Genomic DNA, 15,200 nt, shown 5'->3' with positions numbered 1-15,200 from the left:
TTTAATTTTTCATCTAAGTTTTCCTCATGAATACACTCCTTAAATAATTGTTAACTAATCATAATCCCTCCTTGTTATATAAATTTTCAAAAAAGTAAACGTATTCAAGATATTGTAAGAAATTACTATTTCATTTATGTTTATAATTATATAATAGCCTAATTAAATTTAATTGTCAAGATTCTATAGCCTCAATCACACGTCTTCCATGACCTTTTTCAATTGTTCTATATATTCCTAATTGTCCACTTTATACTTTTGTTTCAAATCCCTTAAGACTTTCATTTATATCTTTAATTTCAAGTTTACCTTCTTTCTCTAAAAGATTAAACTATTCCTTTACTTCATCTTCTTGTTTGCACAAAGAATAACACCAACACTTGGTTTTTCGTTTTGTTTTTTATGTTCTCTATCAAGAGCCTCCAAATAGAAATTCATTTTTCCTAAATGTTCAGGTTTGAAAGTTCCAATCTTTAATTCAAAAGCTTACAATTAAGGAAAGCACCGCCTATTGCAGCATTTAACTACAGTAGGCGGTGCTTACTATAAAATAAATTCATTTTCTATTAAATTTAGATATTACAACAATTTAATCAAATTCTTATAAAATTTATTAACCTCATAATCCTGTAATCCAGAAACTTGTCCATCTCCAAGCTCAATAACAAGCCATTCCCCATCGCTTTTTTTCGCTAAATCAATTGTGAAGAATATTGCTTCTTAGATTTTTAAGTTTTCCTAAAATTTCGTCTATGAATTTAGGATATTCATTTACTCCTTTGCCATCCCTATACCCTATAGTGCAAACTACTTTATAATTAAAAACATTAAGTCCAATTGCAATATTAATTGTAAACATATCATTATTCCAACTCTAAAAATAGTAAATGATTCTTGCTGCTATCCAATTATAAAAAATGTATATTATTATAATATCCATTGATATTTTTCTTTTAACTTTTAACTGTAAAAAGACATCAAATGCTATCATAACCATTTCTATAGCTATAAATATTGCAATAAATAAATAGAAATTAACATGAAAAAAATCATAAGATATTGGTAATAAACCGCCTATAAGTAATTTAATCCATTGACTTAATTTATTTAAATTTTTCATAACAGAATTCCACCTAACAATACACAAATTTTCTTTACGGATATATTTTACCACAAAATCATATTTTTTAATAAAAAACAAGAACTTACTTTCGAAATAACCACTATCTAGCTGTCTTTGCAATTCTCTTTTAGAATATCTTTCTTTTATTTATCTTAAGAAAGAATAAATTGCTACATGAGCTGTGTTTCCTGTAATACAATTACTTTTTGTAATTATGCCTTTAGACGTAATATCATCAAAACTTAACTACAAATTCCAATGCCTTTTTTTCATTACCATATCTCATAATACATTCTTCCTTGCAATGCTCAATTTCAAACTCTCCAAAATAATATTTTACATTTTCATCATCAAAGAATCTCTTATATCCGCATTCTGTTAAATAAAAATTCTTTTCTATCTCTTCGCCATTCCCTGATCCATAATTTATATCATTCACAGAATTAACTCTAGCAATTAAATAACCATTGGATTTCAATACTCTTTTTATTTCTTTCACTATAATCTTAGTGGTATCATCATTAAAATAATGTAATGATAAATCTGCTATTATTACTTCAATACTTTCATCTTCAAAAGGTAATGTCTTTGAAATATCAATTTTCATTGCTTCTACTATTGGAATATATTTATTTACTATACTTAATGCTTCTTCTGAATAGTCACAAGCAATAACCTTATATCCTCTTTCCATTAAATATAAGCTGTCTCCTCCTGAGCCACACCCTAAATCAATTATTGATTTCTCCTTAGATTTATCTAAAATATATTTGTACTTATCAAGCCACAAATCATAAATTGGTTTCTTTTCTTTTTTACTTTCATATATATTATTCCAATACTGTTTATTACCATCCATTATTATTCCTCTTATCTATTATAAATACTTTCTTAATTAAAAACCGCCATTAACTTTATATAAATACCCTCTCATGCCGCATTCTTGGCGCATATTCTGAAGAATATATATGGTACTATGGTTCACCATATTTATGGTGAACCATATATATTCTCGTATAATGTAGTTAAGAAATGTAATACATCCTTGGTGTAGTTTCATCACATGCAACATATCCATCTTTTAAATTGCTAATTGACTATTAAAAGAACCTAAACTTAAACAATATCCTATTTTTAATAATTCAGCTGTTATTGCATTAAATAGCTTCATTACCTGGCACTCATAATAATAATTTTCTCCATACTCTTTTAAATAATCTTTATCTAGCATTTCTGGTTTGTATTCTTCATCTATTATATTCCACGCTATTATTCTTTTGATATTATAAAAAACAAATCTATTAGAGTTTCCATCCTTAGAACCATTGTCTAATGATTCTGGAATTTCTTCAATGTTATTCTCTTTAATAAGCTTATATATATGTTTAATAGTGTTATAAGGTAACGCAAATTCTTTAAACTTAACTTCAATACTTTCAGTCTCATATTCCCTATAAATCAAGTTCCCATTCCTATATATAGTAATACTAAAGCCATCATCATCTCCAATACAGCACTCTCCAGCATTTCCTAGTCTATACTCAAATATAATTTCAGTTTCTAACATTTTATCAAAATGATCGACTTCCATATCATATTTTTTCACGTTACAATCAATATTTAATTCCAAATCTATCACCACCCTAACAGCCTATGATTGCATAGTACTAATTTTGCTTGCCACTATATTGTGCCTCTTCTTTAACACAAGTATATGGCTTTAATTCATAATATAATTCAATAATCTTTCCTGATTCAAATATTTTAGGTGAATTATTTATTAGTTTTTCTATAGTTCTATTTAACTCATATCTATTGATTACTTTAACTTTCTCTGAAGTTACTACCATTTTCTTTATAGTACATCTTTCACTAAAAACTATTATAGATTTTATAATCTTTTCATCTATCTGCAATAATTTTATTAAATATTTAATATGAGTGTTGTTTTGAAATATTGGACTATAGAACTTTTCTTTATGACCATTTGGTAGTGTCTGCATCCAATATTTGCTCTTCTCATCACCAAATATCCAGCCACTATAATTTTTCGATTCTAAAACATAAATTCCAGTTTCATGTATATATATTAAATCAACCTCTGTTGTTTCTCCATTTCCTTTTGGCAAATAAACATTTGTAAGTATCCTATGATCACCTTTTATTTTTTCTAACTTATTAAATGATAAATACTCACCATATTTTCCTTTATCCATCCTAACTCCAAAATAATTATTTCCTGACTCTTTTTTATAATTACTTTTATCATATCTACTCTTTTTCAAGCCATAATTTATGCAAAATCCTAAAATAAAAATAATAAAAATCCCCAGAATATTGCCCATTCTCTACATACTCCCATAAATTCATATTAAACTAAATATATCTATTATAATAATGTAATCAAAGATAATATATTTTATTTTTTCATCTTCAAGTTTTTAAGACTACTCATAAATTCATTCTACAATTGCCAATTAATAATATTTATATAAGTATCTTACTACAATTACCTTTTAACTTATAGCAGTATATGTTATTTTTACTATATTTAATTTATTATATCTTCATCTTTTCATAAGGCAGATAAAATAATTTTAAGCTCTTTTATTATCTTATTTACTTAAAATATTATATTAAATAAGATAATAGAAAAAATTAAGAATAGAAGTCGTTAATAATAATATTTCTATTTCTTTCATATCCATTATATGGTATTATTGATTTGTAAATTACGATAAGTTATTAGGAGGTCTTATGGTTAGTCTTAATAGAAAATCTATATTAGAATTTTTAGTTGGTGCTTTACTAGCTATGGCAGGAGGCTCTTGTTTTAGTATACTTAGGGAATACCAAACTACTTATAAATTTCTGTTTATAATTAGATATATTATTATATTTGTAAGTTTTTCTTCTATTCCTATAGTTAATAAAAAGTTTTCAGATACTAAGTATTATAAATTTATTATTATATTTCTAATTATTTTAAATATAATTTTAACAGTTATTGAATAATTATTTTATTTAGAAATCTTCTACATTACCATACATACTGTTCGTTTTCTCTTATTATATCTTTATGGTTCTTTAGTCATTATTTTGATATAGATAAATATGCACTCCATCACTAGTGTTCACACGGACTTTCAATGCTAAGTTATATGAGTGCAATAAAATGATGCATAATTTATGCCTCATTTTATATTTTTCTAGTTAAATTTTAATAAACAAGTTCAAATCTTACATCAGTAGCTACCCAATGAGATCCTGTTGTAGTATTAATCATTTTTTCCCCTTAAGTATTATATATTACTTTTTAAATCAATAAATTTTCTATATGGTTTTTCATAATTCCCTCGCTAGAAAACAATTCAAAACTCTTTTACCTGTTCTAGAATTAATTACAAAATCTACCCATCCTCCTGGTGGATCATATTCTCCTGCCCCATAAATACGTTCACCATCAAAATTATTGACTAATACCCCATCTATTCCTAATATCTCAGCTGTCCACAACTGAGATCCATACTTGTTAAAACATAATATATTAGATTCAGTTGCAACGAACAAAAATTTTTCATAAGGATATAAATAACCAAAATAGCCACTTATGCTAGTTTTTATGTCATTTTGATTGTCAATATCTATTAAATAGAATGACTGAGCAAATCCTATAGCAATATAATTTTCCCAAATAATAGCATTCCTAAAACGAGCCGCATATTCATGGTAAAGATTTATAATTTAACATAGCCTCCTGGAGGAAAATTTATTCTAAATCAAATGAAAATTCAATCGTAGAATGTTCAGTAATATCAATATTTTCTATATATATTTTATCAATTACAGCTTCAAAACTTTTGCCATTACAACCTAATTCATCAAGTGCTTTATCAAATTCAATCTGTTGATGTAATCTGCCGACAGTTAAGTGAGGACAATACGTTGCTTTCCTAAAGTAACGTTTATCATTTAATTAAAAGTGATTCAACTTTAAAGAAAAGTAAAAATATATATGAAATCACCTTAAAAGAAGCTAAGACTAAGGGTATGCATCAATCTGACTCAAAAGCTGACAATTAATACAAGCACCGCCTATTGTAGCATTTAACTACAGTAGGCGATGCTTACTATAAATGGAAATTTCTTATTCATTAATTACTTAACATGCTTAAGTACAATCCCATCCTTAAATTGTGGTAATTTTATTCTCATTCTCCAGTCCTTCTAAATGCTCTCCTGCCTTCTTTGAAAAATAATTTTCATACTGACTCTTACTTGCCTTACTAAAATATTCTTTTGCCAATTGTGGTTCATTTAATTTTAGATAGGTCATTCCAAGAAAATAATTATTTTCTATATCATAAGTAAATTTGTCATAAACAAGAGTCGATTTTTTTAAACTAAAAATCACTTTTCTCCTTTTTTCTTTATTAATATAAGTTTCTATATACCTTAAAGCTTCTTTTTGATTTCCTTTCACTGCTTCAAAATAACCTCTAATAGGATAAGCTTCTTCTGGATTTAAAAGTTCCACTGCCTTTTCATAATATTCTATAGCTGCCTGTACATTTTCTTCTAAAAGTATTAAGCTGTTTGCCCTTTAAAAAAGTATCCCCACTTTATATTGTCATCATTGTAGTGTCAAGTATTAAATCACATTTATTCCTAATATCTAATTCTGCAAAATAATGCTCTTCCATAGGAATCCATTTATTTAGAAAATCCTGCAGTTTTTCTTTGCCGTTACGTTTTAGGATTCGCTCGTATTGTACCTTTGAATCAACAGTTATAAAAATTTTATAATTATAATAATTTCTTAATTTAGGATGAAGACTATAACTTCCTTCAACTATAGTTAAGTTCTTTGGTTCAACTTTGATATGCTGACTAAACTCCCCTATATTACACAGATATTGCCTATATGTAACAGACGTATCGTTTTGCAGAGGCTGTAATATTTCCTCCTCAAACCTTTCATAGTGAACATTCTCGCCAGCCTTTCTTAACCTTTCTGCAGTTTTCATCTCAAAAGGCAGGAAAAAATCATCCATATGAAAAATGTTACAATCAAACTGCTCTTTAAGCAGTGACACCAAAGTACTCTTACCTCCACCACATCTTCCATCAATGGCTATTACTAACTTTTCATTATCTTTTAATAAATTTTTAATTACATCAAATACATCTTTATATTCATTATAAATTAGTGGCTTAAGTTCCTTCCTCATTGTTCCCTCCAACATTTAAAATCTGGCTAATTCAATGTTTAGCTCTAATTCCTCTTTTATCTCACGAATAAGTGCTGCTTCTCTTAATTTGTGAGTACAATTACTTAATCTTCATTTCCCTCTTTAATAATTCCATATTCAACAAGCATAAGGTACTCCTCCTACATTTAGTTCCAATCACTTTTAAGTGTGGCGTAATATGCCATATCACATATTCCTGTATTATTTATACCACCTTTACGTTTTATGCCTTCAAACTTCATTCCACATTTACTCATTACTTTTCCCGAGCCTGGATTATTAGTATCATGCTTAGCTTCAATTCTATTCACTTGAACTTCTTGAAAAAAGAAATCTATTAAAGCTTTAAATGATTCTGACATAATTCCTTGCTTCCAATAATTTTTGCCAATACAATATCCTATTTCAACAGCTTCTATATCTAAATCAATGTTTACTACACCAATACTTCCAATGACTTCTTTAGTATCTTTTAATTCAATACCCCATTGATAGTTATTTTCTGACTCTGATTCCTTTATCCAAAGATTAATTACAGATTTCGATGCTTCAACATCCTTATGTGTTGGCCATGTTAAAAATTTTGTTACCATATCATCGCTTGCCCAATTTTCATACATGTCCATTGCATCATCAGTTGTGAATTTCCTTAATATTAATCTTTCAGTTTCAATAGTTTTAGTACCTAAATTCTTCATTTTCTTACGCCTCCAAGCTTCTCTCTTATCCCATTTTCTGCTTTTCTTTGTACCTATATTATATATTTTTTTAATCTATAATTTCTACATCTATTTTAATATTTGCCATAATCATATCTTTATAGCTACAACTTCTATAAATAGAATGTTTGTTCGCATCATATTATGATACTCTCTTTACAGGAATCCACAATTCACAAAATAAGCCTGGCTCGCCATTATCAGGATAAATTTCATAATCAGTGTCTTCTGTTTGTTCATAATCAGACTGTGGTAAAAATTCTTTAAAAAATCTACTCCACATTTCACTGATACAATCACCATTATTACCGTAACATTTAAAAACTACGTATGTTGCTGAATCAATTTCCCATATACGGTAATCTTTTTTCAACATTGCTTCTTCATTATCTATGTCAGTATCTTCATCAATAATTACTCCAATTCCATAATCAAAAGTTGTTTCATTTTCTTTAGTAGGGCTGCATAGACCGTATAAATCTTTTTTGCCATCTCGTCTCATATTTCTGATTTCATCTATGAAATGTTTTTTATGACATTCACCCCAAAAATCAGGAATATCATGGTTACCTGCCTCATTAATAATTTCATTATTAAATGATCGTGCCTTTGCAATAAATCTTTGTTTGTTAGTTTCTTCAATCCTATAATTCATAGTGTTTCCGCCTTCCAATATAATTTTAATAACTAAAGGGTTAAAAAGACAGAGTTGAGTTCCTTTTCTTCTAGCTAACTTTGGTGATACACCGTGAAATCTCGAAAAAGCCTTTGCAAAACTTTCAGGAGTTTCATAACCATACTTAAATGCAACATCTATAATTTTACTGTCAGTTAGCTGTAATTCTTGTCCTGCTAGTGACAATCTTCTGTTACGAATGTACTCATTAGCTGTCATTCCAGCCATTAAGCTAAATATTCTATGAAAGTTATAACACGACATATTCACTTCTTTTGCTACATTCTCGTAATTAATTTTTTCAAGGAGATGTCTCTCCATATAATCAATTGCACATTGTAACGACTTTCCAAAACTCATCTATCACTTCCACTTTCACTATGTATTATAGGATTCCTTGTTAAAATATTCCTGTCCTAGTTTGCAAAGTTTTGTCTTTTATTTTTTCTTTAGTTTTCTTTTGTATTTCATTTAATGTATCTATGTTTTGTTGCAGTTCTAAAAATAATGCACTTTCTTCCTTGAAGTATTGACTTTGTTTTGCCTCTTCAACTAATTCCTTTTCTATTTAAATTAGATTTATATTATTTATTTTTTATAAAGGTATCTTAACCTCCATAATAGTTCCTTCTAGAACTTCACTCCTACAGTTTATAGTGCCTCCAAGAAGCTCAACTATCCTTTTCACAATAGAAAGACCAAGTCCACTTCCTTGCTTTTTATGAGATTCCTCACACTGATAGAATTTATCAAAAATCTTTTGTTGCTTGCCTATGCTGATTCCTTTTCCTTCATTTTTAATAGTTATAGTTAAAAATTGTTCATCCACTTTTCCGATAATCCCAATAGTACTATTTTCTGGTGAATATTTAATTGCATTGTCAATAAGATTAGACCATATCTGCATTAGAAGGTCTGAATCATTTTGAATAATAAGCTCCTGAAACTCCAGTTCATATTCTCTTGTTTTATCTGACCACTTTTCAGATAACATGATTATGCACTTACGAATCTGTTCATCTACACGTACTTTATCCTTTTTTACAACTATCTGCTGATTATCAAGTCTTGACATTCTAAGCATATTTTCACATAAATGAGATAACCTTATTGATTCTTTATTGACTAGCAAAAGATATTCCTGCTGTTCTTCTCTTGAAAGCCCCTCCTCCAGTAATATTTCTGTAAATCCAGTTATTGCAGCAACTGGAGTCTGCAATTCATGAGATACATTACTTATAAAATCCTTTCTTATATACTCCATTCCCTTAAGTTCCTTAGCCATTTTATTGAAATTTATAGCAAGTTCATCAATTTCGTTGGTAAATTCATATTCTCCACGTCTTTTTTCATTTCTTTCAATATTAATTCCAAAATCTCCATCAGCCACCTTTTTTGCTGCATCACTAATTTGTGAAAGAGGTTTTGTAAGATGCAAAGAACCAAACCAAAACATAACTCCTCCAAAGATCATTGTAAGAAGACATACAAGTAAAGATATAATAAGGACCACAACCATTGTAATTTCTCCATTATAAAACAACTTCATTCCAGCTAAAACAATGCTATAGGAAATTACACATGCAGTACATAAGGTAGCGATAAAAACTCCTGAAAAATAAATTCTAAGAGAAGTTCTAAATTTTCTATTCTTAATTTTCTTTTTTCCCATATTAACTCTACCTTTCCTGCTTTTAAATCAGCTCTATATCTCTGTTTCTAATAAGTTGCTTTATAGCCTAAACCTCTTATGGTAATAATCTTAAAAGTAGAATAATTCTCAAATTTTCTTCTTAGCTTTTTTATATGAGAATCTATAGTTCTCTCATCAACTTCAGAATCCATTCCCCATATTTCATCCATCAATTCAAGTCTGGTGAATATTTTATTTGGATTACTTAGAAGTTTAAAAAGCAGATAAAATTCCTTTGGTGGAATATCAAAAACATCATTTCCTATTTTTATATTCAAAGCATCATAATCAAGGATAGTATCTCCTATGACTAATTTCTTTTCATTTGCAATCTGTGCACGGCGAAGCAGGGCATTTACTCTAAGAATCATTTCCTTCATATTAATTGGTTTAATCATATAATCATCAGTTCCAGCCTTAAACCCTTTTTCCATATCTTCCAATTGACTTTTAGCTGTTACCATAAGAATAGGAATTGTATTATGCACACTTCTAAGTTCTCTTGTGAGCTCATAGCCATCCATGTTAGGCATCATAATATCGCATATAATTAAATCTATATGTTCTCCGTCCATTATCTCAAGAGCTTCTTCGCCATCAAAAGATTGAAAAGTTTTAAAATTCTCCTGCTTCAACTTTGCACACATCATTTTGTTAATAGTTTTATCATCTTCAACCACCAATACTGAAAACATCTGTATCACTGCTTTCTTTATTTTATATTTAATTCTATTTTACATTCTTACACCAAAAATTGCACCAGATAAATAAGGTATTAACCAAATAATCCAAACTAATATACTGAATTTATGAAAATTAGCTTTTGCCTCTTCATTATTCTTTACTATTACAACTGTTGCCCACACTGCATGGAAGGCCATTAATAAAATTGCTAATCCTCCTGTTACTCCATGAAAGTTAAGTTCAAATCCATTTCCTGCTATTTTACCCATTAAAGTTGTGCCAATTGTATCAAAAATTAAACCAAACCAAAATATAGCTAAATGCCATTTTTTAAGTTGCCCTTGTATTTTTTCACTCCATACCCCAATTGAATAAAAAATTAATGCTGAAGTAATAGCTATTATTGCATACACTAACATAAAAATTCCTCCTTATCATTTAAAAAATAAATTTATTATTTAACGTTAGTATACTATCCATTTATGACCTCAATATGACCTTTTTCTCACCAAGAAAAACTTTATTCATTGGCGAATTTATATTTATTCCTTAAATAATTTCCGTTTCATTCTGATTTTATTCTATTGTAGTTTTTTTATCATACAGTAAAGATCTAATTCTAACAACGAAGCTACTTCAAATTTAAACCACAAAAAAATATCTTCCAATTCTAAAACTGAGGAAGATATTTCAGATTATAGATTTTCAAGAACTAATCGTTGTTGCAGGACTCCCCCTGTTGATGGCGAAGTTTATGATATGGTCAAGTGTTATCCTTTAAGGCGATCAACTGTTAGAATCTTAAGTAAAATTAAAGTGCTCTATTATTCCTGCAATTGAAATTGGTAATTTTTCTTGGGTTTTGAAAGATAATAATTTAGAATCTAAAATTCCTAGACAGAAACCATCCCCAATTAGCTCATTTAAAACCTTTACTTTAAAAGTATCCTTCTGTTGTATTCCAGAGTAGTTTACAAAAGTCTTAACTCCATCTTCATCTTCTTCACTTCTTACTTTTAACTTGTTTCTACCAAATAAAAACATATTCTCCTTCTCCTTTAATCACTAATAGATACTATTATAATGTATTAATTTTGCACCGTCAAAAGTTTGGAACCTGCTAAAAAATAATTATATATATTATTTCCTCTTAAATATCTAGTTCATCTAAATATTCTTCATAACCTAATTCCATCATTTTATCCATAGGAATAAATTTAAGTGCAGCTGAATTAATGCAATATCTTAACTCTCCTGTTTCTTCTGGCCCATCATTAAAATTATTAAATGGTGCTTCTGTAGCATTTTCCTTAGTTACTCTATATTGTATTTCTGTTAAATTTTCTTTTAATTCTTCCACTGACTTTTTTACATATTTCTTATCCATTGTATTACCTCCATAAAACATATTATAAATATAATTCTTAATAGGTATAAATTCATAACAATAGCAAATTGTACTTTTGTTAATGCATTTTTTATATTCTCCATATTTTGCATATTATCTAGTTTTTCCAAATTGCCTAGGTCTGTTTATAGTAATTGAAAATCTCTTAAATATTTCTTTTATGGAACTGCGATATATTAAAAAAATAACTATATATCTTCTATAAGAATACATTAATCATATCTATAAATATTTGTAAAGAATGATAAATTTCTGTACAAAAAAAAGACCTAATTGTCAGGTCTTCTTAAATTTTAAATCTTAAATCTTAAATCTTAAATTTTGAAATTTCTTGTTTTAGTCTATCAGAATTTTCTTTTGATATTAATGCTTCTTCTGATAAACTATTAGACTTATTACTAATTTTTGAAACTTTAGTTGCAATATCCGTTGTACCACCTGCTCCTTCATTAGCAGCAATTGCTACTCCATCTATAGTCTTTAGCACATCACTTAAAGATGCCAAAAGTTGTTCTGAAGTTGCACTGAATTCTGATACAAGATTATCAACGAATTCTGCATCTTTACTATATTCATCTGCAACTGTGAGCACAGTTGCAGAATCATTTGCTACATCTGTATCCATAAATGTTAATAAATTATTTGAATTTTCCGAAAGATCTTTTACAGAATTTGTTACTTTATGTGTTATATTTTGAATTTCTATTACAGTATCTTTTGATTGTTCTGCAAGTTTTCTTATCTCTTCAGCTACAACTGAAAATCCTTTTCCTGCTTCTCCAGCTCTTGCAGCTTCAATTGCAGCATTTAAAACAAGAAGATTAGTTTGTGAAGTTATCTCCATTATAGATTCTGAAAGTATACTTATCTTATCTACAATCTTTGATGATTCTATAGCCTTTTCTAAATTTGCTTTTGTAATTATAAATATTTCGTTAGATTTTTCTTTAGAAACTAGTACATTTTGTTTTGTATCTGTTGCTCTTTTATTTATTTCATTACCAGATTTTCAATCTATCCTCTGGCTTAACATACATTTTATCTCCGTCTTTAATTCCATAAGTTTCATAGAATTTATCAAATTGTGATGAAACTATATTATTTCTTACTTTTTTAGGTGAATGTACATCATATTGAAGTGCGTAATCTGCATATTCCTTTGTACTAATATCACGCCATATAGTTGCATTACTTTCAAAGAATGCTTTATAATCTGGATTAGACTTTTTACTTAAAATATCTAATGCACAAGCCATACCTCCAATATCAGCTATATTTTCACCTACAGTAAGATCTCCATTAACCTTCTTACCATCAGCTACTTTCACTTGACTATAAAACTCCCTTACTTTCTTTGTTTTTTCTTGGAATTTACTATAATCTTCTTGTGTCCACCAATTATTTAAATTACCATCAGCATCAAATTTAGCACCTGTATTATCAAATGCGTGACTTATTTCATGTCCTATAACAGTTCCAATCCCACCTAAATTCTTTTCTTTACTGGCATTAGCATCATAAAATGGTGCTTGAAGAATTCCTGCCGGAATTGTTATTGTATTTGTTGTTGGACTATAACAAGCGTCAATTGTTTGTGGTGACATTGCAAATTTTGTCTTATCTACTGGATTATTTAACTCACTTATTTCTTTTTCATAAGCAAACTTACTTAAATTTTCAACATTCTCCCAAAGAGAACCACCATCTTCATAAGATCTAATTTGTAATTTTGAGTAATCCTCCCATTTATCTGGATATGCAATTTGAACATTAAGTTTATTTAATTTTTCAATTGCTTTTGCCTTAGTTGTATCACTCATCCAGTCCAAATTTTTAATCCTATTCTTATAAGTCTCTATAACTTGATTAGTCATATCTTTAACATCATTTTTAACTTTATCAGAGAAATATTTTTGAATATATATTTTTCCAAAAGGATTTGCTAAAGCAGAATTAACCATATCAATAGCTTTTTCCTCTTTAGAAATGTCTCCTTTTGATCCTAAATATGCATTTTGGTATTCAGTTACTGCCTTTTCAAAAGCTTCGCCTAAATATGGAGCTGTGCTTTTTATATTTTCAACTTCAATATAATCTTTAATCATTGGTAAATTTTCTTCTGTATATATATCATTTAAAGCTTTAAACCATTTTGGCTCTGTTAATACTATTTTATTAGCATTATCTAATTTAAAGTTTTTCATAATAGTTTTAATATTTAAATTTGGTGCTAAAGCATCAAGCTGATCTAAAGTATAAACATTATATTGCTTATCTATAGCATTATCATCTTTTGATACTTCTTCTTTACCTGTTATTGATGTTGCCAGCATATTCTCAACTTTAAATAAATTATCTATTTTTGCTTTTGCCTGTTCCTCAGTATAACCACTTAAAGTTAAAATTTTAGTATAATAATTTTCTGCTAACCCTTTTATTCTTTTGCTATTTTCTGTTGGCTTAACATATTCATCTGAATCACCTAAACTAAGGGATGCTGGTCCAATATAAAGAGCTTTCTTATTTGCATCCTTAAGGTCTGCGAAACAATTAAATGTCAGCAAAGGACTACCTACTTTTGAATCTATCTTTAAATTTGAAATATCTTTTACAGACTTAATATTATTTAATTCCCCAATCATTTCCTTTATTGGTTCTATTCCTTGCTTATTTCTAGCCTCCATATTTAAAGTATTCTTATATAAATTAATTATCTTCTTTTCATCACTATTATCAGAATAACTTTTTTCATTTGTTATTAAGCCGGCAATTATTTCCTTTTTTTGTTCTGTTAGTGACTTATAAACTTCCATACCTGCTGAATTAGATACTTGTCCCTCATCTATCTTCGCAGTATTTAACCACTCTTTATTTACTGCATTATAAAAATCATCTTGAAGTCTTATAGAATTTGCAACTTGTGTAACATTTGTATTAGCTACCTCAGCTGCTTTAACACTGGTTCCTTGTCCAATGAATATTGAACAGATTAATGCAGCTGCAATAATCACCCTTATTTTAGATTTCTTCATTAAAAGTCATCTCCACTTCTTCAAAAAATTCATATTGTTTAGCTTTATTATACACATTGTGAATTATTTTACAATCACTCCAATATTAATTTAATCTTAAATTTTTTAAATATTTATATCATATTAAAATTCATGAGTAATTATTTATAGGGGGCTAGCCTTTGCACTGCAGGGTTTTGAATGATATCACGGCGAATAATAGAATATACAAGAACACACTAAAGAGATTTTGTGCCTATTTCATTGTCCAAGCACAAATACTATAGAAAGCAACAAAGTTACAAGCAATGCTTCTACAAGTGCAAATTCAGTTGATGTACAGGGGTTACCTAATTTACCAACAAAGCATCCAATAACTGTACAATCCTCTCCTGAGCAAAAAATTCTTGAATTAATGAATGCAAAAAGAACCGAAGCTGGTCTTGTACCACTTACTATTGATAATACATTAGTACAAGTAGCAAGATATAAGAGTAACAATATGATACAAAATAACTTCTTTAATCACACAAATCCAGATGGCACTAAGTGGACAAACTGGTTACAAACAATAGGATATAAATATACTACAACAGGCGAAAAATTGCCTGTTCAAAATTATTTTTGCTTACCT

General features: G+C 28.3%; 19 protein-coding genes and 2 pseudogenes. 2 read left to right on the top strand and 19 right to left on the bottom strand.

All coding sequences use genetic code 11. The annotated features are described in order from the left end of the window. Positions 1–339: 339 nt before the first annotated feature. From psyc5s11_RS09435 to psyc5s11_RS09405, 7 genes are all read right to left on the bottom strand, one after another. Positions 340–471: a PDDEXK nuclease domain-containing protein gene (locus psyc5s11_RS09435; protein WP_375542007.1), complete on the bottom strand. Its 132-nt coding sequence runs from the start codon at positions 469–471 to the stop codon at positions 340–342. Positions 472–579: 108 nt separating this feature from the next. Continuing rightward, positions 580–663 carry a hypothetical protein gene (locus tag psyc5s11_RS09430; protein WP_224038165.1) on the bottom strand — a complete coding sequence of 28 codons (84 nt, stop codon included), beginning with the start codon at positions 661–663 and terminating at the stop codon, positions 580–582. A 34-nt stretch (positions 664–697) separates the two neighbouring features. Next, positions 698–859, bottom strand: coding sequence for a hypothetical protein (locus psyc5s11_RS09425; RefSeq protein WP_224037337.1), 162 nt, complete (start codon positions 857–859; stop codon positions 698–700). Positions 860–874: 15 nt separating this feature from the next. Beyond that, positions 875–1,120 (bottom strand): hypothetical protein, encoded by a 246-nt coding sequence (locus psyc5s11_RS09420; RefSeq protein ID WP_224037336.1) that lies wholly within the window; start codon positions 1,118–1,120, stop codon positions 875–877. A gap of 238 nt (positions 1,121–1,358) precedes the next feature. Then, positions 1,359–1,982, bottom strand: a complete 624-nt coding sequence (locus psyc5s11_RS09415) for a class I SAM-dependent methyltransferase (RefSeq protein ID WP_224037335.1) — start codon at positions 1,980–1,982, stop codon at positions 1,359–1,361. Positions 1,983–2,204: 222 nt separating this feature from the next. Continuing rightward, a complete protein-coding gene (locus tag psyc5s11_RS09410) occupies positions 2,205–2,753 on the bottom strand; it encodes a hypothetical protein (RefSeq protein WP_224037334.1) in 549 nt (182 codons plus the stop codon). A gap of 37 nt (positions 2,754–2,790) precedes the next feature. Next, positions 2,791–3,468, bottom strand: coding sequence for a nuclease-related domain-containing protein (locus psyc5s11_RS09405; protein ID WP_224037333.1), 678 nt, complete (start codon positions 3,466–3,468; stop codon positions 2,791–2,793). Positions 3,469–3,880: 412 nt separating this feature from the next. On the opposite strand from psyc5s11_RS09405, the gene psyc5s11_RS09400 reads away from it, so the two are divergent. After that, positions 3,881–4,138 carry a hypothetical protein gene (locus tag psyc5s11_RS09400; RefSeq protein ID WP_224037332.1) on the top strand — a complete coding sequence of 86 codons (258 nt, stop codon included), beginning with the start codon at positions 3,881–3,883 and terminating at the stop codon, positions 4,136–4,138. Between the two features lie 330 nt (positions 4,139–4,468). Here the strand turns inward: psyc5s11_RS09400 and psyc5s11_RS09395 are convergent, their stop codons facing one another. From psyc5s11_RS09395 to psyc5s11_RS09340, 12 genes and pseudogenes are all read right to left on the bottom strand, one after another. Further along, entirely contained in the window at positions 4,469–4,693 is a 225-nt protein-coding gene (locus psyc5s11_RS09395) for a hypothetical protein (RefSeq protein WP_224037331.1), read from the bottom strand. Positions 4,694–5,312: 619 nt separating this feature from the next. After that, entirely contained in the window at positions 5,313–5,660 is a 348-nt protein-coding gene (locus tag psyc5s11_RS09390; protein ID WP_224037330.1) for a hypothetical protein, read from the bottom strand. A gap of 85 nt (positions 5,661–5,745) precedes the next feature. Continuing rightward, positions 5,746–6,354: a uridine kinase family protein gene (locus psyc5s11_RS09385; RefSeq protein ID WP_224037329.1), complete on the bottom strand. Its 609-nt coding sequence runs from the start codon at positions 6,352–6,354 to the stop codon at positions 5,746–5,748. 167 nt (positions 6,355–6,521) lie between these two features. Then, complete coding sequence (locus psyc5s11_RS09380) at positions 6,522–7,073, bottom strand: GNAT family N-acetyltransferase (RefSeq protein WP_224037328.1); 552 nt, start codon at positions 7,071–7,073, stop codon at positions 6,522–6,524. Between the two features lie 163 nt (positions 7,074–7,236). Then, a complete protein-coding gene (locus psyc5s11_RS09375; protein ID WP_224037327.1) occupies positions 7,237–8,130 on the bottom strand; it encodes an AraC family transcriptional regulator in 894 nt (297 codons plus the stop codon). A 235-nt stretch (positions 8,131–8,365) separates the two neighbouring features. Then, positions 8,366–9,442 (bottom strand): HAMP domain-containing sensor histidine kinase, encoded by a 1,077-nt coding sequence (locus psyc5s11_RS09370; protein ID WP_224037326.1) that lies wholly within the window; start codon positions 9,440–9,442, stop codon positions 8,366–8,368. A 47-nt stretch (positions 9,443–9,489) separates the two neighbouring features. Further along, positions 9,490–10,158, bottom strand: coding sequence for a response regulator transcription factor (locus psyc5s11_RS09365; protein ID WP_224038164.1), 669 nt, complete (start codon positions 10,156–10,158; stop codon positions 9,490–9,492). 39 nt (positions 10,159–10,197) lie between these two features. Next, positions 10,198–10,566 carry an HsmA family protein gene (locus psyc5s11_RS09360; protein ID WP_224037325.1) on the bottom strand — a complete coding sequence of 123 codons (369 nt, stop codon included), beginning with the start codon at positions 10,564–10,566 and terminating at the stop codon, positions 10,198–10,200. 382 nt (positions 10,567–10,948) lie between these two features. Further along, positions 10,949–11,191 carry a hypothetical protein gene (locus psyc5s11_RS09355; RefSeq protein WP_224037324.1) on the bottom strand — a complete coding sequence of 81 codons (243 nt, stop codon included), beginning with the start codon at positions 11,189–11,191 and terminating at the stop codon, positions 10,949–10,951. A 106-nt stretch (positions 11,192–11,297) separates the two neighbouring features. Then, complete coding sequence (locus psyc5s11_RS09350) at positions 11,298–11,534, bottom strand: peptide-methionine (R)-S-oxide reductase (RefSeq protein WP_224037323.1); 237 nt, start codon at positions 11,532–11,534, stop codon at positions 11,298–11,300. Between the two features lie 328 nt (positions 11,535–11,862). Further along, a pseudogene (locus psyc5s11_RS09345) lies at positions 11,863–12,552 on the bottom strand (methyl-accepting chemotaxis protein); the annotation flags it as partial. Between the two features lies 1 nt (position 12,553). Further along, a complete protein-coding gene (locus tag psyc5s11_RS09340; RefSeq protein ID WP_224037322.1) occupies positions 12,554–14,587 on the bottom strand; it encodes a M13 family metallopeptidase in 2,034 nt (677 codons plus the stop codon). A gap of 292 nt (positions 14,588–14,879) precedes the next feature. Between psyc5s11_RS09340 and psyc5s11_RS09335 the strand changes: the two are divergent. After that, positions 14,880–15,188: pseudogene (locus psyc5s11_RS09335) on the top strand (CAP domain-containing protein); the annotation flags it as partial. Positions 15,189–15,200: the final 12 nt, after the last annotated feature.

Source organism: Clostridium gelidum, assembly GCF_019977655.1.
Classification (GTDB): Bacteria; Bacillota; Clostridia; order Clostridiales; family Clostridiaceae; genus Clostridium; species Clostridium gelidum.
This window is presented reverse-complemented; position numbering and strand designations above follow the sequence as displayed.